Source organism: Alloalcanivorax marinus (assembly GCF_016785095.1).
Classification (GTDB): domain Bacteria; phylum Pseudomonadota; class Gammaproteobacteria; order Pseudomonadales; family Alcanivoracaceae; genus Alloalcanivorax; species Alloalcanivorax marinus_A.
This window is the reverse complement of record NZ_JAEKJB010000002.1, coordinates 325,872-349,744: the sequence shown is the minus strand read 5'-3', so window position 1 is coordinate 349,744 and position 23,873 is coordinate 325,872. Positions and strand designations below refer to the sequence as shown.

General features: G+C 65.6%; 21 protein-coding genes. 8 read left to right on the top strand and 13 right to left on the bottom strand.

The features are described from left to right. Positions 1-42 precede the first annotated feature (42 nt). The 12 genes from JF515_RS03330 to gyrA form a co-directional block, all read right to left on the bottom strand. Positions 43-393 (bottom strand): ComEA family DNA-binding protein, encoded by a 351-nt coding sequence (locus tag JF515_RS03330; RefSeq protein ID WP_238400813.1) that lies wholly within the window; start codon positions 391-393, stop codon positions 43-45. Between the two features lie 119 nt (positions 394-512). Beyond that, positions 513-1,208 carry an orotidine-5'-phosphate decarboxylase gene (gene pyrF, locus JF515_RS03325; RefSeq protein ID WP_203100992.1) on the bottom strand — a complete coding sequence of 232 codons (696 nt, stop codon included), beginning with the start codon at positions 1,206-1,208 and terminating at the stop codon, positions 513-515. Further along, positions 1,205-2,383, bottom strand: coding sequence for a lipopolysaccharide assembly protein LapB (lapB, locus tag JF515_RS03320; protein WP_203100990.1), 1,179 nt, complete (start codon positions 2,381-2,383; stop codon positions 1,205-1,207). Before lapB ends, pyrF begins: the two co-directional genes overlap by 4 nt. Further along, positions 2,380-2,619: a DUF1049 domain-containing protein gene (locus tag JF515_RS03315; protein WP_203100988.1), complete on the bottom strand. Its 240-nt coding sequence runs from the start codon at positions 2,617-2,619 to the stop codon at positions 2,380-2,382. Before JF515_RS03315 ends, lapB begins: the two co-directional genes overlap by 4 nt. 24 nt (positions 2,620-2,643) lie before the next feature. Beyond that, a complete protein-coding gene (ihfB, locus tag JF515_RS03310) occupies positions 2,644-3,006 on the bottom strand; it encodes an integration host factor subunit beta (RefSeq protein ID WP_203100987.1) in 363 nt (120 codons plus the stop codon). Between the two features lie 67 nt (positions 3,007-3,073). Further along, positions 3,074-4,753 (bottom strand): 30S ribosomal protein S1, encoded by a 1,680-nt coding sequence (rpsA, locus tag JF515_RS03305; RefSeq protein ID WP_203100986.1) that lies wholly within the window; start codon positions 4,751-4,753, stop codon positions 3,074-3,076. Positions 4,754-4,964: 211 nt separating this feature from the next. Beyond that, positions 4,965-5,636, bottom strand: a complete 672-nt coding sequence (gene cmk, locus JF515_RS03300; RefSeq protein ID WP_203100985.1) for a (d)CMP kinase — start codon at positions 5,634-5,636, stop codon at positions 4,965-4,967. Beyond that, on the bottom strand, positions 5,633-7,891 hold the full coding sequence (locus JF515_RS03295) for a bifunctional prephenate dehydrogenase/3-phosphoshikimate 1-carboxyvinyltransferase (protein WP_203100983.1): 2,259 nt from the start codon (positions 7,889-7,891) through the stop codon (positions 5,633-5,635). Before JF515_RS03295 ends, cmk begins: the two co-directional genes overlap by 4 nt. Beyond that, positions 7,891-8,994, bottom strand: coding sequence for a histidinol-phosphate transaminase (hisC, locus tag JF515_RS03290; RefSeq protein WP_203100981.1), 1,104 nt, complete (start codon positions 8,992-8,994; stop codon positions 7,891-7,893). The genes JF515_RS03295 and hisC overlap by 1 nt, the downstream gene beginning before the upstream one ends. 87 nt (positions 8,995-9,081) lie before the next feature. Next, positions 9,082-10,170: a prephenate dehydratase gene (gene pheA / locus JF515_RS03285; protein ID WP_203100979.1), complete on the bottom strand. Its 1,089-nt coding sequence runs from the start codon at positions 10,168-10,170 to the stop codon at positions 9,082-9,084. After that, the gene (gene serC, locus JF515_RS03280) at positions 10,170-11,249 is read right to left on the bottom strand and encodes a 3-phosphoserine/phosphohydroxythreonine transaminase (protein WP_203100977.1); all 1,080 of its coding nucleotides are present in this window, start codon (positions 11,247-11,249) and stop codon (positions 10,170-10,172) included. Before serC ends, pheA begins: the two co-directional genes overlap by 1 nt. Continuing rightward, positions 11,246-13,969: a DNA gyrase subunit A gene (gene gyrA / locus JF515_RS03275; protein WP_203100975.1), complete on the bottom strand. Its 2,724-nt coding sequence runs from the start codon at positions 13,967-13,969 to the stop codon at positions 11,246-11,248. The genes serC and gyrA overlap by 4 nt, the downstream gene beginning before the upstream one ends. Before the next feature lie 242 nt (positions 13,970-14,211). Here gyrA and JF515_RS03270 point away from each other — a divergent pair, with 242 nt between their 5' ends. The 6 genes from JF515_RS03270 to JF515_RS03245 all read left to right on the top strand — a co-directional run bounded on the left by JF515_RS03270 (position 14,212) and on the right by JF515_RS03245 (position 20,055). Next, the gene (locus tag JF515_RS03270) at positions 14,212-15,558 is read left to right on the top strand and encodes a TRZ/ATZ family hydrolase (RefSeq protein WP_203100973.1); all 1,347 of its coding nucleotides are present in this window, start codon (positions 14,212-14,214) and stop codon (positions 15,556-15,558) included. Next, complete coding sequence (gene ubiG / locus JF515_RS03265; protein WP_203100971.1) at positions 15,555-16,259, top strand: bifunctional 2-polyprenyl-6-hydroxyphenol methylase/3-demethylubiquinol 3-O-methyltransferase UbiG; 705 nt, start codon at positions 15,555-15,557, stop codon at positions 16,257-16,259. The genes JF515_RS03270 and ubiG overlap by 4 nt, the downstream gene beginning before the upstream one ends. Then, complete coding sequence (locus JF515_RS03260; RefSeq protein WP_203100969.1) at positions 16,252-16,920, top strand: HAD-IA family hydrolase; 669 nt, start codon at positions 16,252-16,254, stop codon at positions 16,918-16,920. Before ubiG ends, JF515_RS03260 begins: the two co-directional genes overlap by 8 nt. A 3-nt stretch (positions 16,921-16,923) precedes the next feature. Then, positions 16,924-17,697 carry a YciK family oxidoreductase gene (locus JF515_RS03255; RefSeq protein ID WP_203100967.1) on the top strand — a complete coding sequence of 258 codons (774 nt, stop codon included), beginning with the start codon at positions 16,924-16,926 and terminating at the stop codon, positions 17,695-17,697. Between the two features lie 214 nt (positions 17,698-17,911). Beyond that, positions 17,912-19,024 carry a putative solute-binding protein gene (locus tag JF515_RS03250; protein ID WP_238400812.1) on the top strand — a complete coding sequence of 371 codons (1,113 nt, stop codon included), beginning with the start codon at positions 17,912-17,914 and terminating at the stop codon, positions 19,022-19,024. Further along, positions 19,021-20,055: a putative solute-binding protein gene (locus JF515_RS03245; protein WP_203100963.1), complete on the top strand. Its 1,035-nt coding sequence runs from the start codon at positions 19,021-19,023 to the stop codon at positions 20,053-20,055. Before JF515_RS03250 ends, JF515_RS03245 begins: the two co-directional genes overlap by 4 nt. A gap of 84 nt (positions 20,056-20,139) precedes the next feature. Here the strand turns inward: JF515_RS03245 and JF515_RS03240 are convergent, their stop codons facing one another. Further along, on the bottom strand, positions 20,140-21,507 hold the full coding sequence (locus JF515_RS03240) for an ABC1 kinase family protein (RefSeq protein WP_203100961.1): 1,368 nt from the start codon (positions 21,505-21,507) through the stop codon (positions 20,140-20,142). Positions 21,508-21,802: 295 nt separating this feature from the next. Here JF515_RS03240 and JF515_RS03235 point away from each other — a divergent pair, with 295 nt between their 5' ends. Both JF515_RS03235 and JF515_RS03230 read left to right on the top strand, forming a co-directional pair. Beyond that, the gene (locus JF515_RS03235) at positions 21,803-22,768 is read left to right on the top strand and encodes a hypothetical protein (RefSeq protein WP_238400811.1); all 966 of its coding nucleotides are present in this window, start codon (positions 21,803-21,805) and stop codon (positions 22,766-22,768) included. Positions 22,769-22,853: 85 nt separating this feature from the next. Beyond that, positions 22,854-23,858, top strand: coding sequence for a putative solute-binding protein (locus tag JF515_RS03230; protein WP_203100957.1), 1,005 nt, complete (start codon positions 22,854-22,856; stop codon positions 23,856-23,858). Positions 23,859-23,873 lie beyond the last annotated feature (15 nt).

Below are 23,873 nucleotides of genomic sequence, written 5' to 3'. Positions count from 1 at the left end.
TCGCAGGGAGGGCGTTTCCGCGCTAAAGCGGGGTGTCGCCGATCAGAGCGTGATCTGGTCGCGCAGGCGCGCCAGGGTCTTCTCGCCAATGCCCTTGATCGCCAGCAACTGCTCCACGGACTGGAACGGGCCCTCCTCCTCCCGCCAGCGCACGATCAGCTCGGCGGTCTTGGGGCCCACGCCACGCAGGGCCTGAAGCTCCTCGGCGCTGGCGGTATTGAGGTTCACCGGCGCGCTGGCGGCGGCACCGGCGCTGGCGGCGGGGGCCTCCGGAGCAGCCTGGGCCAACGGCGCGCCGGTCACCAGCAGCATGCCCAGCATCAGGGTGAAGGCCAGCCGTCGCATGGGCGCGGCGCCGCGCAGGGTCAATCCATTGATCAGAAATCGCATCATGATTCTCCTTTCTTCCTTTTCCATTTCCTTGAAAAGTGGGTTTGCGTAAAAGCCACTTCACTGTAGGAAAGAAGACGGAGACTGGCTGTCAGCGAATGCTGTGAGTTTTTGCGCGTGTTTCAGGAAAGACTGTGTAGGATCTCGTCCACCACCGCCGTAGGATTTTGCGCACGGGTGATGGGACGACCGATCACCATGTGGCTTACGCCCAGGTCCCGGGCTTCCCGGGGCGTCACCACGCGGCGCTGATCGTCGCCGGCGCTGCCCGCCGGGCGGATGCCCGGCGTCACCAGGTCGAAGTCCGGCCCGCACAGCTCTCGCAGCATGGCGGCCTCCCGGGCCGAGCACACCACGCCGTCCAGGCCATGGTCGCGGGTCAGCGTCGCCAGCCGGCGCACCTGCGCCTCGGCGCTGTCGGTCAGGCCGATTTCCCTGAGGTCTTCGTCGGTCTGGCTGGTCAGCACGGTGACCGCGATCAGACGCGGTGGCGTGGCCAGGCCGGCCAGCGCCTCGCGGGCCGCGTCCAGCATGCGCCCGCCGCCGCTGGCGTGCACATTGACCATCCACACGCCGAGATCGGCGGCGGCGCGGATGGCGCCGGCCACGGTGTTGGGAATATCGTGGAATTTCAGGTCCAGAAACACCTGAAAGCCGCGCTCACGCAGCGCCTCCACCACCGCCGGGCCACCCCGCGTGAACAGCTCCTTGCCCACCTTGACCCGGACCCGGGCCGGGTCCAGCCGGTCGGCCATGGCCAGAGCGGCCTCGGGCTCGGCGTAGTCCAGGGCGACGATGATGGGGCTGTCGGCGGTCACGATTGGCTGCCTCCTTCGGAGCGGGGTTTGATGGTGCCCCAACGGCGACAGCTCGGGCAGCGCCATTGCAGCAGCGGGGTCTGGAAGCCGCAGCGGCGGCATTGATAAACGGTTTTGTCCGAGGTGAGCCGCTCGGTAAGTTCCTTGAGCATGCCCAGGTGCTCGCGGGCCTCGCCCTGGGCGGAACCCTGCAGGTTCATGTCGATGATGCGGTGCAGACCGCGCACCGAGGGGTTGGCCTTCATGTAGTCGGCGATGAAATCCGCCGCCTCGCGGTCGCCGTAGCGTTCACGCAGTTGCTCGGACAGCAGCAGCACCCGGGCGGTGGAGGGCCGTTCGGCGCTGATGTCGGCGAGCAGCTTGATGAAATCCTCTTCCTTTTCCAGGTGCTGGTAGCACTGGCGCAGCTCGTCGAGCACTTCGTCGAAGAAATCCGGGTCCTGTTTCCAAATGCGCTTGAACGCGTCGATGGCCTCGTTCCATTGCTCCTCGCGCATTTCCAGGCGCCCCTGAACGACGCTGGCGCGCACGCACTGCTTGTCGAAGCCCAGGGCCCGGCGCAGCATGCGGCGCGCCGGGGTGAACTCGCCACGGGCGATCTGCGCGTCGGCTTCCTCGCAGCAGTAATGGGCCAGGATCGGAGCGATCTTGGGGTCGCTCTTGACCAGTTGCTCGCCCATGGAGATAGCGCTGCTCCAGTCCCGCTCCTGTTCGTAGAGGTGGGTGAGCTGGCGCACCACCGGCTCGCGCTTTTCGCAATCCTGATCCAGCATCTCCAGCAGCACCTCCTCGGCGCGGTCGAACAGACCGCCGGCGAGATAGTCCTCGGCCAGCTCCAGCTGGATCTGCTCCTGGGTGGGGCGCGGCAGTTCGCCCTGCTCCAACAGGTGGGAGTGAATCAGGGTGGCGCGGTCGAACTCACCGCGTTTGCGGAACAGCCGCGCCATGCTGAGGTGGGTTTCCAGGGTCTGGTCGGATACTTCCAGGCTGTTGAGCAGGGCTTCCACCGCCTTGTCCGGCTCTTCGTTGAGCAGGAAGTTGAGGCCGGCCACGTACTCCTGGGAAAGCGATTCCATACGCCGGCGCTGGCGGCGTTTACCTTCCCGCCGCCCCAGGTAGAAGCCGGTGGCGATGGCGAAGAAGAACAGCGGAATGAGCCAAAGCGGTTCACTCATGAACGGGACCCGAACAGACCACGCATACCCCGCAGGCCCAGTCCGGTCACCAGCCCAAGCAGCAGACCGGCGGCCAGCAACAGCACCACCAGCGCGCCCAGGGTCACCTGCCATTGCAGGCCGGAAACCGGCAGCGACAGGGTAACGGGCTGGGTATTCACGGTCACGAACAGAAAGGCCAGGCCGAACACCGCCAGCAAGACCAGAATCAGAAAAATACGGTAGAGATTTCGCATCACACTTCGTCCTGCCCGGATGGATCAGCCGTTGGCCGCTTCACCACGGGGATGATCCCGGTCGTCCTGATCGCTACCGGAGGGATGATCAAGCATGGATTCATTGACCCGTTCACGCAATTCCTTGCCGGACTTGAAATGCGGAACGTATTTCCCGTGCAGGTTCACGCTGGCGCCGGTCTTGGGGTTGCGACCCAGGCGCGGGGCACGGAAATGAAGGGAAAAACTGCCGAAGCCGCGAACTTCTATACGACCTCCCTCGGAGAGGGTATCGGCCATGACTTCGATGAGGTGTTTAACGGCCAGCTCCACGTCCCTGGGAGACAGATGCTCATTTCTTTTGGCAATACGGGCAATCAGTTTCGACTTGGTTAACGCTGACGCCATTGCAACCTACTCCCCTGGGCTCCCTGCCCAGCGGGGCCGGCCAGTGGCCGGCCCCCGGGAGGAGCCATTATGACTCGTTGCTGTTTTCCATTTGCTGCTTGATCAGATCACCAATGGTCTTGGGTGCATTGGCGTCCTGATTCTGCAGGTTGTCCATGGCTTCACGATCCTGTGCCTGGTCCTTGGCACGCACGGACAGGTTGATAGCCCGGTTCTTGCGGTCGACGTTGGTGATACGCGCTTCCACTTCATCGCCCACGTTGAGAACCTGGGTCGCATCGCTGACGCGGTCGCGGCTGATCTCGCTGGCACGCAGGGTGCCTTCCACGTTCTCGGCCAGCTCCACGGTGGCGCCCTTGGCGTCCACTTCCGTCACCGTGCCCTTCACGATGCTGCCCTTCTCATTGGCAGCAACATACTGAGCAAACGGATCGTCTGTCAACTGCTTGATTCCAAGGGAAATTCTTTCCCGCTCGGCATCGATGGACAGAACCACGGTTTCCAGTTCATCGCCCTTGTTGAAGTTGCGCACGGCTTCCTCGCCCTGCTCTTCCCAGGAGATGTCGGACAGATGCACCAGACCGTCGATACCACCTTCCAGGCCGATGAAGATGCCGAAGTCGGTGATGGACTTGATCTTGCCGCTGATGCGGTCGCCCTTCTGGTAGTTCTCGGCGAAGGATTCCCACGGGTTGGACATGCACTGCTTGATACCCAGGGAAATACGGCGGCGGTCCTCGTCGATATCGAGGATCATCACTTCCACTTCGTCGCCGATCTCGACCACTTTGGACGGATGGATGTTCTTGTTGGTCCAGTCCATCTCGGACACGTGAACCAGGCCTTCCACGCCTTCCTCGATCTCGGCGAAGCAGCCGTAATCGGTCAGGTTGGTGACGCGGGCACGGACCTTGGAGCCTTCCGGGTACTTCTGCACGATGTCGTGCCACGGATCCTCGCCCAGCTGCTTGAGGCCCAGGGACACGCGCATTTTCTCGCGGTCGAACTTGAGAACCTTGATCTCGATTTCCTGGCCCACTTCGACGATTTCGCTGGGATGCTTGATGCGCTTCCAGGCCATGTCGGTGATGTGCAGCAGGCCGTCGATGCCGCCCAGATCCACGAACGCACCGTAGTCGGTGAGGTTCTTGACGATCCCCTTGACCACCATGCCTTCCTGCAGGGACTCCAGCAGCGCTTCGCGCTCGGCGGAGTGTTCGGCTTCCATGACTGCGCGGCGGGAAACCACCACGTTGTTGCGCTTCGGATCCAGCTTGATGACCTTGAAGTCCAGGTCCTTGCCTTCCAGGTGGGTAACGTCGCGTACCGGACGGATGTCCACCAGGGAGCCGGGCAGGAACGCGCGGATCGGGCCGATATCGACGGTAAAGCCACCCTTGACCTTGCCGGAGATCTGACCTTTGACGATTTCGTCCTTGTCGAATGCCACTTCCAGCTCCGCCCATACTTCGGCGCGCTTGGCTTTTTCGCGGGACAGGCGGGTGAAGCCCATGCCATCGTCAATGGCGTCGACGGCCACTTCCACTTCGTCGCCTTCGACGATTTCCAGTTCACCGCTCTCGCTGATGAACTCGTTGCGGGAAATGATGCCCTCGGACTTCAGACCGGCGTTGACGGTGACCCAGTCACTGTCGATGGAGACCACGGTGCCTTTGATGATGGAGCCGCGGGCAACGTCCAGGTCCTTGAGGCTTTCTTCGAAAAGTTCGGCAAAAGATTCAGTCATGGATAATCTCGTGATACACATGCCAACCAGCAGACATGGGTTATTCGTAAAAGGCCGCGGTTCCAAGCTGGTTTACTGTCAGAAACCGGGCAGCCTGTTTTGATAAAATCAGAACACCATTGTAGGAGCGGCTTCAGCCGCGAAACCGGCCGGCGGGCACGGTATCGCGGCTGAAGCCGCTCCTACGGGGTAATCTGGACCACCGGTGCCGTCAGGTCAGCGACCGGGCAGCGGCTTCATCGAGAATACGATCCACCACCTGCTCCACACTGAGCTCGGTGGAATCGATTTCCACCGCGTCCGGGGCCGGCTTGAGCGGCGCCACGGCGCGCTTCATATCGCGCTCGTCCCGGGTACGGATGTCCTCGATAAGGGTGGCGAGGGTAGCACCAAAGCCCTTTTCCTTCAACTGGGCGTGGCGCCGCCGAGCGCGCTCCTCGGCGCTGGCGGTGAGAAACACCTTGAGCGGGGCGTCGCGAAACACCACGGTGCCCATGTCACGGCCGTCGGCCACCAGCCCCGGGCGCTGGGCGAAGGCCCGCTGGCGGGCGAACAAAGCGTCGCGCACCGGCTGCAGCACCGCCACCTGGCTGGCCAGCTCGCCCACCCGCTCCTCGCGAATCAGTTGGCTGACGTCCTCGCCCTGCAGCAACACCGCGGTATCGCCCTCGCCTTCCCGGAACTCCACCGGCAACTGTTCGGCCAGGTCGATCAGGCGCATCTCGTCGTCCAGGGGCACGCCACGGCGCTCCGCGTGCAGCCCCAGCACCCGGTAGAGGGCACCGGAATCCAGCAGATGCCAGCCCAGGCGGGCGGCCACCCGCCGCGCCACGGTGCCCTTGCCGGAGGATACCGGGCCGTCGATGGTGATGACTGGAATCATTGACTCTCCTGAGGAGCGCGCACGTCCAGGGCCAGCCCGGCGGACCGGGCCAGCTCGGCGAAGCCGGGGAAGCTGGTGGCCACGTTGGCGCAATGGTGAATGGTGATCGGCGCCGAGGCGCGCAGCGCCGCCATGGCGAAACTCATGGCGATGCGGTGGTCGCCGTGGGATTCCACCTCGCCGCCGCCATAGGCGCCACCGACGATGCGGATGCCGTCCTCGTACACTTCGTGTTCCACGCCCAGGGTGGCCAGGCCATCGGCCATCACCTGGATGCGGTCGGATTCCTTCACGCGCAGCTCCTCGGCGCCACGCAGCACGGTCTCGCCCTCGGCGCAGGCGGCGGCGATGAACACCGCCGGCAGCTCGTCGATGGCCAGGGGCACCAGTTCCTCGGGGATCACGATGCCCTTCAGCGGGGCGCTTTTCACGACCAGGTCCGCCACCGGCTCACCGCCCGCATCCCGTTGATTTTCCAGGCGAATGTCCGCGCCCATCAGGCGCAGGATATCGATCACGCCGGTGCGGGTGGGGTTCACGCCCACATGCGGCAGGGTCACCTCGGCGCCCTCGGCGATGCTGGCGCCCACCAGGAAGAACGCCGCCGAGGAAATATCCGCCGGCACGTCCAACTGGCCGCCGCGCAACTCGCCACCACCGCTCAGGGAGGCGGTGGCGCCGTCCCGGGCCACCGGGTAGCCGAAGCCGTTGAGCATGCGCTCGGTGTGGTCCCGGGTGGGCGCCGGCTCGGTCACCGAGGTCTCGCCCTCGGCATAGAGACCAGCCAGCAGCACCGCCGATTTCACCTGGGCGGAGGCCATCGGCAGGTGGTAATGGATGCCTTTCAGGGCGGCGCCGCCACGGATGCGCACCGGCGGCCGACCGCCCTCCCCGGTTTCGATCACCGCGCCCATGTCTCGCAATGGCCGGGCCACCCGTTCCATGGGCCGCTTCGACAGGGAGGCGTCACCGGTCAGTTCGGTGTCGAACGCCTGGCCCGCCAGCAGGCCGGTGAGCAGGCGCATGGAAGTACCGGAGTTGCCCATGTAGAGCGGCTTGCCCGGGGCCTTGAGACCATGCAGGCCGACCCCGTGCACCAGCACGCGGCCATTGTGCGGGCCCTCGATCACCACTCCCATGTCGCGGAACGCCTGCAGGGTGGCCAGGGCGTCCTCGCCTTCCAGGAAGCCGCTGATCTCGGTGCTGCCCCGCGCCAGGGAAGCCAGCATGATGGCGCGGTGGGACATGGATTTATCACCCGGGACCCGCAGCCGGCCGTGAAGCCGGCCGCCCGGGGCCACCACGAAGGTGGGGTCGGAATGCTGTGTCATGCCTGTCTCGTCATCGGAACGCCGCGCCTGAGTGTAGGAGGTGCGCGCGTTCATGGCCATGAAATGGGCCCGGGCGCTGTTGGCCCGGGTCATGATGCCCATCAGGGCATCGCTGTCGTTGTCCTCGATGGCGCGCCGGAAGCGGTCGATGCCATCGCGGAACATCCCCAGGGCGTCGAGCACCGCGCCCCGGTTCTCACGGAAGATGTCGTGCCACATCACCGGATCGGAGTCGGCGATGCGGGTGAAATCCCGGAAGCCACCGGCGGCATAGCGGAAGATCTCGGTGGAGTCGCCCTGGCGGGCCAGGGTGTCGACCAGGGAAAACGCCAGCAGGTGCGGCAGATGGCTGGTTTCCGCCAGCACCTGGTCGTGGTGGTCCGGGGCCATGCTCAGTACCTCGGCGCCGAGCGCGGTCCACAATTCACTGACCCGCCGGGCGGCGTCCGGATCGGTGTCCACCACCGGGGTGAGAATCACCCGGTGGTGGCGGTACAGATCCGCGTCGGCGGCTTCCACGCCGCTTTTTTCCTTGCCGGCAATCGGGTGGCCGGGCACGAAGCGGGTGAAGTGGGCGCCCAGGGCGCGCCGCGCCTGGTCGATCACCGCTGCCTTGACGCTGCCGCCGTCGGTGATCAGGGCGCGCTCGCTCAGGCCCGGAGCCAGCTTGGTGAGCACCGTTTCCATGGCGGACACCGGCGTGGACACGAACACCAGATCCGCGCCCCGTACCGCCAGCGCCAGATCCTGGCTGCCCTCGTCGATCAGCCCCAGGGCCAGACCCTGCTCCAGGGTACGCGCCGAGCGGGAGCCGGCCACCACGGTGGCGGCCAGGCCCTGGGCGCGCAGGGCGGCGGCGAAGGAACCGCCGATCAGCCCCAGGCCGATGATCGCCACCCGCCGGAACATGGGTTGCTCCGCCATCAGCGTGACAGAACCCGACCCAGGGCCTTCAGGAAGCGCTCGTTCTCGGGGGCCGTACCGACGGTGACGCGCAGATGATTGGGCAGGCCGTAGCCGCCCAGGGGGCGCACGATCACGCCCTCGCGCAGCAGCGCCTGGTACACCGGCAGGCAGTCGCCGCCGCAATCGAAGGTAACGAAATTGGCCACCGAGGGAATCTGCTCCAGGCCCAGCTCCGCCAGCCCCTCGGCGAGCTGCGCCAGGCCGGCGGCGTTCTCGCTTTTCGAGTTCTCGATGTGATCACTGTCGCCCAGGGCCGCCTGGGCGGCGGCCAGCGCCGGAATGTTCACGTTGAACGGCTGACGCACCCGGTTGAGCACGTCCGCCACCTGGGGATGGGCCACGCCATAGCCGACCCGCAGGCCGGCCAGGCCATGGATCTTGGAGAAGGTGCGGGTCACCACCAGGTTGGGGTAACGCTGAATCCGGGTCAGACCATCCGGGTAATGGCTTTCCTCCACGTACTCGAAGTAGGCCTCGTCGAGCACCACCAGCACCTCTTCCGGTACCCGCTCCAGGAAGGCGTCCAGGGCGTGGTCGTTGAACCAGGTGCCGGTGGGATTGTTCGGGTTGGCCAGGAACACGATGCGGGTGCGCTCGGTGATGGCGTCCGCCATGGCCGCCAGATCATGGCCATACAGATGCGACTCCACCTGCACCGGCTTGGCGGAACAGGCCAGGGTCACCAGTGGGTAAACCGCGAAGGCGTACTCGGAAAACACCGCCTCGTCGCCGGGCTGCAGGTAGGCCCGCGCCACCAGTTCCAGCACGTCGTTGGAGCCGTTGCCCAGCACCAGCCGGTCGCTGTCCACGCCCAGTTGCCCGGCCAGGGCGGCTTTCAGTTCGAAGCCGGCGCCGTCCGGGTACAGGTGGACCCGTTCCAGCGCGTGGCGGGCGGCGTCCAGGGCCTTGTGGCTGGGACCCAGGGGATTTTCGTTACTGGCCAGCTTGAGCACGTCGTGGATGTCCAGCTCGCGCTGCAGTTCCTCGATGGGCTTGCCGGGCTCGTAGGGTTTGAGCCGTTGCACGCCGGTGTTGGCCAATTGGATGTAATCGCAGCTCATATTCGCTCTCACGCTTGACGCTTCACGCTGGCACGCCCGGCTCGACGTGGTGCGTGCGAGCGTGAAGCGTGCCAGCGTGCAAGCCGTTTATAGCACCGCTTTGGGGTAGGAGCCCAGCACCTTGATGGTATTGCCGTCCGCGTCCAGGTCTTCCAGCACCCTGGTCAGGGCCGGGTCCTCCTTGTGGCCTTCACAGTCGATGAAGAACACATAGCTCCAGTTGGCGATACGCGAGGGCCGGCTTTCCAGGCGGGTCAGGTTGATGCCGCTGTCGCGGAACGGGCGCAGCAGGTCGGACAGCAGCCCCGGGCGGTTCTTGCCGGACACCAGCAGGCTGGTCTTGTCACGACCGGAGGGCGGCGTGTCCTGGCGACCGATGATCAGAAACCGGGTGGTGTTGTCCGGCCGATCCTCGATGTTGATCTGTACCTTTTCCAGCTCGTAGAGCTCGCAGGCCATGTCGCCGGCGATGGCCATGGCGTTCCATTCATCGCGCAGGCGGCGCGCCGCCTCGGCGTTGGAACTCACCGCGATGCGCTCCACCGCCGGCATGTGCGCGTCCAGCCACTGGCGGCACTGGGCCAGGGTCTGCTGGTGGGAATAGATGCGCGTGACCTTGTCGCGGCGGGTATGGGGGCCGGACAGCAGGTGGTGATGGATGCGCAGCTCCACCTCGCCGCAGATTTTCAGATCCGAATTCATGAATGAATCCAGGGTATGGTTGACCATGCCCTCGGTGGAATTCTCCACCGGCACCACGCCGAAGTGCACGGCGCCGGCCTCCACTTCGCGGAACACCTCGTCGATGGCGCCCAGCGGCACGCTCTCCACGGAATGGCCGAAATGCTTGATCGCCGCCTGCTGGGTAAAGGTGCCCTCGGGCCCCAGGAACGCCACCCGCATGGGCTGCTCCAGGGCCAGGCACACGCTCATCACCTCGCGGAATAAACGCGCCATGTCCTCGGCGTCGATGGGGCCGGTGTTGCGTTCCTTGACCCTCTGCAGCACCTGGGCCTCGCGCTCGGGCCGGTAAAACACCGGCGCCGGGTCCTCGGCGCGCTTTACCTCGGCCACCTGGTGAGCCAGGTCGGCGCGCTCGTTGAGCAGGTCCTGGAGGCGCTGATCGAGGCTGTCGATCCGTTCGCGCAGGGTATCGAGGCTGGGTTTGTCGCTCATCAGGCTTTCCGTTTCTCGAAGTCCGACATGAACCCGATCAGGGCGTCCACCGCCGCCTCGGGCACCGCGTTGTAAATGCTGGCGCGCATGCCGCCCACGCTGCGGTGGCCCTTCAGGTTACGCAGGCCGGCGGCATCCGCCGCGACCAGGAAATCCTTGTCCAGAGCACTGTCGGCGAGCACGAACGGCACGTTCATCCAACTGCGCTGGGTGGGACGCACCGGGTTGCTGTAGAAGTCGCTGGCATCAATGAAATCATACAGCTTGCCGGCCTTGCGGCGGTTGATCTCGCCCATGGCGGCCACCCCACCCTGCTCCTTGAGCCACTCGAACACCAGGCCGGCCAGATACCAGGCGAAGGTGGGCGGCGTGTTGTACATGGAGCCGTTGTCGGCGTGGATCTGGTAATTGAGCATGGACGGCACCGTGGGACCGGCGCGGCCCAGCAGGTCCTTGCGCACGATCACCAGGGTCAGGCCCGCCGGGCCGATGTTCTTCTGGGCACCGGCGTAGATCAGATCGAAGCGGTCGATGTCCAGCGGCCGCGACAGGATCGTGGAGCTCATGTCCGCCACCAGCGGCTTGTCCACCTCCGGCACGAAATCGAACTCCAGGCCACCGATGGTCTCGTTGGGGCAGTAATGCACGTAGGCGGCATCGTCGGACAGCCGCCACTCGCTTTGCGCCGGGGCGTAGGTGAAGTTGGCGTCCTCGCTGGACGCCGCCACGTTGACCTCGCAGAAACGACGCGCTTCCTTGATCGCCTTGCTGGACCACTGGCCGGTGTTCACGTAGTCCGCCTTGCCGGCGTCGCCGAGCAGGTTCAGGGGCACCATGGCGAACTGGGCGCTGGCACCGCCCTGCAGGAACAGCACCACGTAGTCGTCGGACAGACCGAGCAGCTCGCGCAGGTCGCGTTCCGCTTTTTCGGCCATCTCCACGATCACCGAGTCGCGGTGGCTCATTTCCATCACCGACATGCCGGTGCCCTGGTAATCCAGCATTTCCTCGCGGGCCCGGTTCAGGACCGCTTCCGGCAACGCCGCCGGCCCGGCGCAGAAGTTATACGCGCGGCTCATTCATTATTCTCCTCACCGCCCTCGACCGGAGCGTCCTGGTCGCCTTCGGGGCCCTCGACCTCCGGGTCGTCGTCGCCGTCCAGCTCCGGAATCCGCGCCAGCCCGGACAGGGCCTCGCCGTCGCCGAGCCGGATCAGGCGCACGCCCTGGGTGTTACGGCCCAGATGGCTGACCTCGTCCACGCGGGTACGCACCAGGGTGCCCTGGTTGGAGATCAGCATCACGTCCTCGCCGCCGAACACCTGGGTGGCGCCCACCAGGGGACCGTTGCGCTCGTTGACCACCATGCCGATGACACCCTGGGTGCCACGCCCCTTGGTGGGGAACTCGCTCAGGTCGGTTCGCTTGCCGTAGCCGTTCTCCGAGGCCGCCAGCATCTGGCCGCCTTCCTGGGGCACGATCAGCGCGATCACCTGCTCGCCCTCGGCCAGCTTCATGCCGCGCACGCCCCGGGCGATACGGCTCATTACCCGTACCCGGGATTCCTGGAAGCGCACTACCTTGCCGTTGCCCGCCACCAGCACCACGTCCTCGTCGCCCTGGGTGATGGCCACGTTGACCAGGTCCTCGCCGTCCTGCAGGCGCACCGCGATCAGGCCGCTGCTGCGCGGCCGCGCGAAGCGCGCCAGCTCGGTGCGTTTGACCACGCCGCTGGAGGTGGCCATGAAGATGAACGGGCCGGCGACCGCCGGGGCGTCCACTTCCGCCTCGGCGCCGTCGGCGTCCTCGGCCACGTCCACCACCTCGGCGTCGCTCTCTTCCTCATCGTCGCCGCTGCCGCGCTGGCGCACCTGCTCGGCGTCCAGGCGCAGGATCGCGGTGATCCGCTCCTCCGGTTTGAGCGCGGGAATCAGGTTGACGATCGGCTTGCCCCGGGAGGCCCGACCGCCCTGGGGCAGCTCGAACACCCGCAGCCAGTACACCTTGCCCACGTTGGTGAAGCACAACAGGGTATCGTGGGTGCCCGCCACCAGCAGGTGCTCCACGTAGTCCTCGTCCTTGAGCTGGCCGGCGGACTTGCCGCGCCCACCGCGCTTCTGCGCCCGGTAGGTGTCGATCGGCTGAATCTTGGCGTAGCCACCGTGGCTCAGGGTCACCACCACGGTTTCCTCGGCGATCAGATCTTCCATGCTCAGGTCCAGACGGGAGGTCTGGATCTCGGAGCGACGGTCGTCGCCGTATTCGTCGCGCACCGCGGTGAGCTCGTCGCGGATCACCTGCATCAGGCGCTGGGGGTCCGCCAGGATCAGCATCAGCTCGGCGATCTGGTCGAGCAGCTCCTGGTAATCGGTGACCAGCTTCTCGCGCTCCAGGCCGGTGAGCTTCTGCAGGCGCAGGTCGAGAATCGCCTGGGCCTGTTCCGGGCTCAGGTGATAAAGGCCGTCGTGCAGGCCATAGGCGTCGTCGAGACCGTCCGGGCGCGCCGCGTTCTCGCCGCCGGCGCGCTCCAGCATGGTCAGCACGTCGCCGGGCGCCCAGCCCCGGGCCAGCAGTTTTTCCTTGGCCTCGGCGCCGCTCGGCGACGCCTTGATCAGTTCGATCACCGGATCGATGTTGGCCAGCGCCACCGCCAGACCTTCCAGCAGGTGGGCCTTTTCACGGGCCTTGCGCAGCTCATAGACGGTGCGCCGGGTGACCACCTCGCGGCGGTGGCGCAGGAAGGCGTCCAGCAGCTCGCGCAGGTTCAGGGTCTTGGGCTGACCGTCCACCAGGGCCACGGTATTGATGCCGAACACCGACTCCATCTGCGTCTGCTGATAGAGGTTGTTGAGCACCACCTCGGCGTTCTCGCCCCGGCGCAGCTCGATCACCACCCGCATGCCCTGCTTGTCGGACTCGTCGCGCAGCTCGGTGATGCCCTCGATCTTCTTGTCCTTGACCAGCTCGGCGATCTTCTCGATCAGCCGCGCCTTGTTCACCTGGTAGGGCAGCTCATGGATGATGATCGCTTCCTTGCCGCCCTTGTCCATCTGCTCGATGTCGGCGCGGGCGCGCACATAGATGCGGCCACGGCCGGTGCGGTAGGCCTGCACGATACCGGCGCGACCATTGATGATGCCGGCGGTGGGGAAATCCGGGCCCTTGATGTATTCCATCAGGTCGTCCGGGGTGAGGCTGTCATCCTCGATCAGCGCCAGACAGCCATCCACCACCTCGCGCAGGTTGTGCGGCGGGATATTGGTGGCCATGCCCACGGCGATGCCCGAGGAGCCGTTCACCAGCAGGTTCGGCACCCGGGTCGGCATGACGTCGGGAATGCGCTCGGTACCGTCGTAGTTGTCGACGTAATCGACGGTTTCCTTGTCCAGGTCGGCCAGCAGTTCATGGGCGATCTTGGACATGCGCACTTCGGTGTACCGCATGGCCGCCGCCGAGTCGCCGTCGATGGAACCGAAGTTGCCCTGGCCGTCCACCAGCATGTAGCGCAGCGAGAACGGCTGCGCCATGCGCACGATGGTGTCGTATACGGCGGAGTCCCCGTGGGGATGGTATTTACCGATTACGTCACCCACCACCCGGGCGGATTTTTTATAGGGTTTGTTCCAGTCGTTGCTCAGCTCGTGCATCGCGAACAGCACGCGCCGGTGTACCGGCTTGAGGCCGTCGCGCACATCCGGCAGGGCGCGGCCGACGATCACGCTCATGGCGTAATCCAGGTACGACTGCCTGAGCTCGTCCTCGATATTGACGGGCGTGACTTCTTTGGCGAGGTCCGTCATGGCGTTCCTTTATATGGGGTCCAGGGACAGTCCGGGAAAGCTCGGGATGATAGCACAGCGGCGCCTCGCCGGGCGATACGGACGACCACGACGCCTCCCCCCGCGCGGGGACCGCTTCCAGCACACCGCGGGAGCGGCTTCAGCCGCGATGGCCACACCCGCGCGATCGCGGCTGAAGCCGCTCCTACAACTCGTATCGCCACGCGGCTATACTCGCGGCCTGACCGAACAGGGAGCCTTTCATGACCGACAACCGCGCGGATCTGATCGTCCAGGCGCGCTGGGTGGCGCCGGTGGCGCCGGACAGCGGCGCCCTCGCCGACCACGCCCTGGTGGTGCGCGATGGCGCCATCGTCGACCTGCTGCCCAGCGCCCTGGCGGCGCGGAAATGGGTCGCCGACGACACCGTGACCCTCGACCGCCACCTGCTGATTCCCGGGCTCGTCAACGCCCATACCCACGCCGCCATGAACCTGTTCCGCGGCCTGGCCGACGACCTGCCCCTGATGACCTGGCTGGAGCGGCACATCTGGCCCGCCGAGGGGCGCTGGATCGGCGAGCCGTTCGTGCGCGACGGCACCCGCCTGGCGGCGGCGGAGATGATCCGCTCCGGCACCACCTGCTTCGGCGACATGTATTTCTTCCCGGAAACCGCCGCCCGGGTGGTCATGGAAGCGGGCCTGCGCGCCGCCCTGTTCGCGCCGATCCTGGATTTCCCCACGCCCATGGGCGAAGGCCCAGAGGACTATCTGCGCCTGACCACCCAGGCCGCCGACGCCTGGCGCCACGAGCCGCGCATCACCATCGGTTTTGGCCCCCACGCCCCCTATACCGTCTCCGACGGCCCGCTGCGCCAGGTGCTGACCCTGGCCGAGGAGCTGGACGCGCCGGTGATGATGCACGTGCACGAAACCGCCGGCGAGATTCACTCCGCCGTCGAGGCCAACGGCGAGCGCCCCCTGGCCCGGCTCAAGCAGCTCGGCCTGCTCAGCCCGAGGCTGATGGCGGTGCACATGACCCAGCTGCTCGACGAGGAGATCCAATGGGTGGCGGACACCGGTACCCAGGTGGTGCACTGCCCGGAATCCAACCTCAAACTGGCCAGCGGCTTCTGCCCGGTGCAGCGGCTGCTGGACGCCGGCATCAACGTCGCCCTGGGCACCGACGGCGCCGCCAGCAACAATGACCTGGACATGATCGGCGAAACCCGCACCGCCGCCCTGCTCGCCAAGGGCGTCAGCCAGCGCGCCGACGCGGTGTCCGCCAGCCAGGCGCTGCGCATGGCCACCCTCAATGGCGCCCGCGCCCTGGGGCTGGAAAACCGCGTCGGTTCACTGGAAATTGGCAAGCAGGCGGATATGGTCGCCGTGGACCTGGGCGCGCTGGAGACCCAGCCGGTCTACGACCCGGTGGCGCAACTGGTGTACGCCGCCACCCGTGACCAGGTGACACACAGCTGGGTGGCCGGCCGCTGCCTGATGGAAGAACGCCGCCTGACCACCCTGAACACCGCCCTGATCGCCAAGACCGCCGGCGAATGGCGCGACAAGATCGCCCGGGCCGACCACTCACCGGAGAACGAGCAATGAGCCAAGCCAACGTCGACAGCGCCGAGATCGCCAAATTCAACGCCCTGGCGGAGCGCTGGTGGGACCCGGATTCCGAGTTCCGCCCGCTGCACGACATCAACCCCCTGCGGCTGAACTACATCGACGAACGCCTCGACCTGCCCGGCAAAAAAGTGATCGACATCGGCTGCGGCGGCGGCCTGCTCTCCGAGGGCATGGCCCGGCGCGGCGCCGAGGTCACCGGCATCGACCTGGGCGAGGCGCCCCTGGCCGTGGCCCGGCTGCACGCCGAGCAAAGCGGCGTGGACGTGGAGTACCGTCAGGTGCCCGCCGAGGACATCGCCGCCGAGCGCGCCGGCCAGTACGACGCCGTCACCTGCCTGGAAATGCTCGAGCACGTGCCCGACCCGTCCTCGGTGATCCGCGCCTGCGCCACCCTGGTGAAACCCGGCGGCCAGGTGTTCTTCAGCACCATCAACCGCAATCCCAAGGCGTTCCTGTTCGCCATCGTCGGCGCCGAATACGTGCTGCGCCTGCTGCCCCGGGGTACCCACGAATACGCCAAGCTGATCCGCCCGTCGGAGCTGGCCGGCTGGGCCCGCGACGCGGGCCTGGAGGTGCGCGACACCACCGGCATGACCTACAACCCGCTGACCCAGGTCTACAAACTCAACCGGGATGTCTCCGTGAACTATCTGATGCACGCGGTGCGCCGTGCTTGAGGCGGTTTTCTTCGATCTCGATGGCACCCTGGTGGACACCGCTCCGGATTTTTACGTGGTGCTCAACCAAGTGCTGGAGGCCCACGGTCATCCGCCGGTGAGCTACCAGGCGGTGCGCGCCACCGTCTCCAACGGCGCCCGCGCGCTCACCGAGCTGGGCTTCGGCCTGGCCCCCGGCGACGAAGGCTTCGACCAGCGCCTCAACGATCTGCTGGAAGCCTATGGCCGGCGCCTGGACGTGGATACCCGGCTGTTCGAGGGCATGCCGGAATCCCTGGCCTGGCTGGAAAGCAACGGCCTGCCCTGGGGCGTGGTCACCAACAAGCCGGAGCGTTTCACCCGCCCGGTGCTGGCCGGGCTCGGGCTGCTGGAGCGGGCCGTGGCGGTGATCTGCCCGGATCAGGTGGCGGAACGCAAACCGCACCCGGAAGGCCTGCTGATGGCGGCGGCCGCCGCCAGCGCCAACCCGGTGCACTGTCTGTACGTGGGCGACCACCTGCGTGACATCCAGGCCGGCCTCAATGCGAAAATGGTCACCGCCACCGCCGCCTTCGGCTACGTGGACGCCGACGACAACCCGCGCGCCTGGCCGGCGGACCATTATCTGGAACGGGGCGAGGACCTGCCCGCCCTGCTGCGCAGCCTCAACCAGGATTCTTAAGACATGGACATCAAGGCAATCAACGATCGCGCCGTGAACTACCAATGCGCGGCGGACACCTTCAAGGACCGCATCATCCTGGTCACCGGCGCCGGCGCCGGCATCGGCCGCGCCGTGGCGCTGGCCCTGGCCGCCCACGGCGCCACCGTGATCCTGTTGGGCCGCACCCAGGCCAAGCTGGAAGCGGTCTACGATGAGATCAAGGCCGCCGGCGGCCCGGAGCCGGCCCTGGCGCCGGTCAATCTGGAAGTGGCCCGCCCGGAGGACTACCGGGAACTGGCCGGCCTGTTCGAGAAGGAATTCGGGCGCCTGGACGGCGTGCTGCACAATGCCTCGGTGCTCGGCGACATCACCCCGCTGGACCGCTATGGCGCCGACACCTGGGAATCGGTGATGCGTGTCAACGTCAACGCCGCCTTCCACCTCACCCAGGCGTTGCTGCCGCTGCTGCGCAACAGCGACGACGGCCGCATCCTGTTCACCTCGTCCAGCGTGGGCCGGCGCGGCCGGGCCTTCTGGGGCGCCTATGCCGCCTCCAAGGCGGCCACCGAGAACCTGGCGCAAACCCTGGCCGACGAGCTCGAGAACATCAGCCCGATCCGTACCAACACCCTCAACCCGGGCGCCACCCGCACCGACATGCGCGCCCTCGCCTACCCCGGCGAGGACCCGGCCACTCTCAAGACCCCGGCGGACATCGTGGCGCCCTACCTGTTCCTGCTCGGCCCGGACAGCCGCGACATCAACGGCGTGTCCCTGGACGCCCAACCGAAATAACCACCACCCGGTCCCATCGGGGCGCTCCAAGGTAGCGCCCCCTTGGCCCCGGCGCCACCCGCCACCGTCAAGCCGGCATCTTCACGCTCAGCGCCCCGTGTTTAACTCGCTTAAAACCCCTCTAAAAACAAAAGCAGGGATTATTATGCGTCGTTTTACCCTGATTTTAATTGCACTGATTCTGTCATCGTTTTGCGCGGTCGGCGCGCAGCAAATGCAACTCAACAACGAACAACGTCAGGCGATGCAGAAACTGCTCCCCGGCGTCACCATCGACGACCGCGTGGTGCAGGGCCTGGCCGATATTTATTATTCCCGCGACATGCCGGTGCGGGTGCGCCTGAAGGCGATCAGCAAGCTGGTGGGCATCGACCAGATGCCGCCGGGCACCGCCCTGAGTCGCAAGATCTGCATCTGGGACATCGCCGGCCGGGCCGGCCCGGTGTTCCAGGCCGCCATGGACCAGCGCGCCATGGCCCAGGAATACGGCATCAACCTGGAAATGGTGCCGTTCACCAACGAAACCGTGATGGTCGAGGAGCTCAAGGCCGGGCGCTGCGACGCGGCGCTGATGAGCGGCTTCCGCGCGCGCCTGTTCAACAAGTACACCGGCACCATCGATTCCATCGGCGGCGTGCCGGACAACCAGCACATGCGCACCCTGCTCAAGGTGCTCGCCCATCCCAGCCAGGCGGACAAGATGGTGCAGGGCGAATACGTGATCATGGGCATGTTCTCCGGTGGCGGCGTGCACATCTTCGTCAACGACAAACAAATCAGTTCCCTGGCCAAGGCCGCCGGCAAGAAAGTAGCGGTACTCGACTACGACCAGACCCAGGCGGAAATGGTGGCCGGCATCGGCGCCACCCCGGTGCCGTCGGACATCGTCAGCGCCCCCAACAAATTCAACAACGGCGTGGTCGACATTCTCGCCGCGCCGCTGGTGGCCTATGAGCTGCTGGAACTGTACAAAGGCATGGAGCCGGACGGTGGCATCGTCGATTACCCGATCGCGCAACTGAGCATGCAGTTGGTGGGCCGGCTGGATAAATTCCCCAACGAGATCGCGCAACTGGTGCGCGAAGCCTCCTTCGAGGCCTACGACCGGGTTCGTGACCGGGTCAAAATCGAGGAAGACCGGGTACCGAAACGCTGGTGGATTCACATCCCCGATAACGAGAAACGGGTGTATGAAAGCATGATGCAGGACGCCCGCAACGTGCTGCGCCAGGAAGATTACTACAGCGGCGACATGCTCGATCTGCAGCGTCGCATCCGCTGCAAGTTCGACTCGTCCCGGGGCGAATGCGCCGGGGGCGGCTCATGAAGCGCCCGCTGTTCGCCGCCCTGCTGATTCTGGCCGGCGCCCTGGCGGCACCCGCCGGCGCCGACGACCGCCCGCTGCGCGAACGCCTCGCCGACCGCCGCGAGGTCAGCATCTGCATCTGGGACCTGGTGGGACGCAACGGCCCCATCTTCAGCGCCGCCCGGGACCAGACCACCCGCTTTCTGAAGTATGGCATCAAGGTGAACCTGGAGCCCTACACCGATGAGCGGGTCATGGTGGAAACCCTCAAGGCGGGGCGCTGCGACGCCGCCCTGATGACCGGCATGCGCGCGCGCCTGTTCAACCAGTACACCGGCACCATCGATTCCATCGGCGGCCTGCCCACCGAGGAACACCTTCGTATGCTGCTCAAGGTGCTGGCCGACCCGCGCTCGGCGCCGCGCATGACCCAGGGCGACTACGTGGTGCTGGGCGTGGCGCCGGCCGGTGGCGCCTATATCTTCGTTAACGACAAACGCATCAATACCCTGGGCAAGGCCGCCGGCAAGAAAGTGGCGGTGCTCGACTACGACCCGGTGCAGGCGGAAATGGTGGGCGACCTGGGCGCCGCCCCGGTGCCCACCGACATCGTCCACGCGCCGGGGTTGTTCAACAACGGCGTGGTGGACGTCCTGGCCGCGCCCCTGGCCGCCTACCAGCTGATGGAGCTGTACAAGGGCATGAAGCCGGACGGCGGCATCATCAACTACCCGCTGGCGCAGATCACCCTTCAGTTGGTGGGGCACAAGGACCGCATCACCCCGGAGCTGGCGCAGATCACCCGGGAGCTGTTCTTCGAAAGCTACGACGACTTTCTCGGTCGCGTGCGCCGGGAAACCAGGGTGGTGCCGGAGCACTGGTTCGTGGAGATTCCCGAGGACGACAAACGGGAGTACGAGGTGATGATGCGCGAGGCGCGGCAGGAACTGGAGCGGCGCGGCTATTACAGCGCCGACATGCTGGAATTGCAGAAGCGCATTCGCTGCAAGCTCGACAACACCCGGGCGGAGTGCTCCGACATCAAGCGGTGAAATCGGTGGCCGTTGATCGCGACTGAAGTCGCTCCTACAGCGGCCTGTCGTAGGAGCGACTTCAGTCGCGACGCGCGCCAACGCTCAATGCAACGGCTCGTCGCCACCGGGCAACTGATCCAGGGCGCCGAACATATCCACCCTCTGATCGTTGAACATGTCCAGCTCCGGCGCCAGCGCCTGCACATAACGGTCGAAGTACAAGAACTGCTTGAGCAGCAAGGCGAATTCCCGGGGAAACCGGATACCGTGCCCCTCACCGATGCGCACCAGCTCGGTGAGCAGCTGGTTCACCTCGCGGTCGTTGCGGTCCGCCTGCACCAGAGCGCTGGCGTCCACCTCGGTGAGCCGCTCCTGAAGGGCGCCGATGTCCCGGGCCAGGGCCGATACGTCCACTTCCTCGCGGGTCATGCCGACCATGGCCATGGCCCGCGCCATGGCGTTCACGTCACCATTGCCGATGGCATCGAACAACTCCATCATCCCCGACCAGGTCTCCCGGCGGATGCGCCCCACCATGCCGAAGTCGATGAACCCGACACGCCCGTCCTCCAGCAGCATCAGGTTGCCGGCGTGCAGGTCGGCGTGGAAGAAATCGCACAGCATCAGGCTGGAGAACCAGGTGTTCAGGGCCGTGACCAGGGTACCGGCGGGGTCGTCGGTATAGGCGCGCAGCACCTCCAGGTCAGTGAGCGGCACGCCGTGGAAGCGTTCCATGGTGAGCACCCGGGCGGTGGTATGGGAGCTGATCGGCCGCGGCGCCACCACGGCGGTATTGCCGCTTTCCGCCAGGAAACGATTGAACGCCTCCAGATTGCGGGCCTCCTGCAGGAAATCGCATTCCTCGATCATGCCCGCCTGCAGTTCCTCGACCACCCCGGACAATGCCGATCGGGACAATCCCGGCGCCAGGGACTCGATCACCCGGGCCGAAACATAGAGAAAATTGAAATCGGTGAGCAGCACATTGCGCACCCCGGGACGCTGCACCTTGATCACCACCTCGGCGCCGTTGTGCAGCCGGGCGGCGTGCACCTGGGCGATGGAGGCACTGGCCAGGGGTTGCGGATCCACCCATTCAAAGGCCTCCGCCAGGGGTTTGCCCAATTCGCTCTCCACCATCTCGCGGATATAGTGAAATGGCATGGGCGGCGTGCGATCCAGGCACTTCTGGAACTCCTGGACATACTCCTCGGGGAACAGAGACGGCGAGCTGGCGATGAACTGGCCCAGCTTGATGTAGGTGGCGCCCAGGGATTCAAAGGTGTGGCGCAGGCGCCGGGGCAAGGCGTCCCGGTCGCCAAGCAGCCAGCCGGCGCCCTGCCGGCCCACCACGCTCAGGGTTTCGATAATACGCAGCGCGCCCCGGGCGGTATTGCGCACCAGCGCCAGGCCTTGCCGTTCCCGGGACAGGTCCGCGCGCCCCGCCTCGGGGCCGGGTTCCTTGGTCATCACTATTTCCGAACTCCGCGACAAGTTCCTTGAAGGCATTGGCTGTTTTGACATCAGAGCCGCGACCCAGGGTCATTATCACCAGCGGGCCTCAAACTCATGATCTCAAGGCTAGCATCATGTTTGTAATGACTTACAGGCATTTATGTAAGTGGCGCTTGTGCCAACTCAGAGCCGTTCTGTATGTTGCTCTGAACCGGTGCTCGCGCCGAGAGAACAATAAAAAGGAGCTCAAGGAATGCGTTCTCTAGTCGATAAACTTGTTCGTTCCTCACGTCTTATCCTGGCGGGGGGGATGATCACCGTGCTTTCCGGCTGTGCCATGATCTGGAAAAGCACCGGTGATATCCTGGTCACCTTCGGTGAGGCCGAAATGGCGCCTCACCTTCTCGCCTACGACGATATCCGCATGGGTTGCATCACCGGCGAGGCGCAGACCCCGCTTCTGATGTCCTTCGAGGAAGTGGGCTCCTGGCCGGAAAAACTGGGGGTAATGACCTTCACCACCGCCGCTGTCTGCGTCGAGCAGATGGCCCTGGAAGAAGAACTTCGTTACCAGCGTGAAGTACGCGCCGGCAACGTTTCCTCCGCCCAGGACGCGCGCATCGCCCAGAAACGCCTGTCCGCCGTCGCCGCCAAGCGTCTCTACAAATCCTTCCGCATCATGGACGAGAAGTACGGCCCCCTCGAGGAAGGCCAGTGCCCGCGTCTGCGCAAGGACTTCGACGAACTGGTGTGGCTGGTCGGCAACGTGGCCGGCGTGCAGGCCCTGGTGGCCGACGGCGTCGCCGACGGTACCGTGGGCGTGCCGCGTGACATCGTCGCCAAGGTCGAGCGCCGCATGAAGTGCCTGGACAACGAAAAATGGTGGGGCGCCCCCATGGCCGTGCGCGCCACCATCTGGTCGATCCTGCCGCAGCTGGCTCCGGAAGGCGCCCAGCCCTGGCAGACCCTCAAACAGTCCGAGAAGCTGGGCTTCGAACAGGGCGTTCGCCTGAGCAGCGCGCTGTACGCCATGAGCGCCTACAGCAAAGGCGACAATCAGCGTCTGCGCGAGGCGATCCGCAACTTCGCCGCCAACGACCAGAACCTGAATCCGGACTACGCCATGATCGACACCATCGCCGGCCTCCTGGTGACCGGCCTGTCCGACCGGCTGTGGACCGAGAACACCGGCAAGCGCACTCCGCTGAGCGGCCTGGGTACCTTCTGGGACGACCAGCCGGACGAACCGGAAATGGACATCAACGACCTGCTGTAAGCTCCAATGCCTTTAGGAGCGGGACGCTTTCCCGAGCCCGTCCCGCTCCCATTCCACAAGAAGTATCTGCAAGGAGAGAACCGTGATGCGCGTTTTCAAGACTTTTGCCCTGGCCGCGGTGGCCTCGCTGGGCCTGGGCGCGGTTTCCGCCCAGGCGGCGGAGCAACGCAGCCTTTGCGTATTCGATATCATTGGCGCCAACGGTGACGTGTACAACGTCATGAAGGACCTCAAGACCCAGGCCGCCGGTTGGGGCGTGGACCTCAAGCTCAAACCCTACACCGACGAGAAGATCGCCGCCGAGGATCTCAAGGCCGGTCAGTGCGACGCCGCCGTGCTCACCGGCCTGCGCGTACGTCAGTTCAACAGCTTCGCCGGCAGCATGGAGGCGATCGGCGCGATCCCCACCTACGAGGAACTGAAGACCGTGATGCGGGTGCTGGCCAGCGACGCCCCCTCCATCACCGACAAAATGAAGTCCGGTTCCTACATCATGGGCGGCATGATCCCCATGGGCGCGGCCTATCTGTTCGTCAAGGACAAGTCCATCGACACCGTCGGCGAACTGTCCGGCAAATCCATCTCGGTGATGGAATACGACCCGGCCCAGGCCGAAATGGCTTCCAAAGTGGGCATGTCGCCGGTGCTGTCCGACATCACCAACTTCGCGGGCCGCTTCAACAACAACTCCGTGGACATCTGCTTCGCGCCGGTGGTGGCCTACTCCGCCCTGGAGCTCTACAAGGGCATGCAGCCCGACGGCGGCATCATCCGCTACACCCTGGGCCAGCTCACCACCCAGATCGTGCTGCGCCAGGACCGCTTCAGCGAGGAGTTCGCCCTCAACTCCCGCAAGTTCATGCTTGGCCAGTTCGACCGCGCCATGAACGTGATCCGCAACGCGGAGAACGAGGTCGACAAGAAGTGGTGGATCGACATCCCGGAACAGGACCGGCTCCGCTACGACGAAATGCTGCGTGAGGCGCGGCTGGAAATGACCCAGGACGGTATCTACAGCAAGGAACTGGTTGGCCTGCTCAAGAAGGTGCGTTGCAAGTACGAACCTTCCCGGGCCGAGTGCACTCTGTGATCGCCTCCGATCACC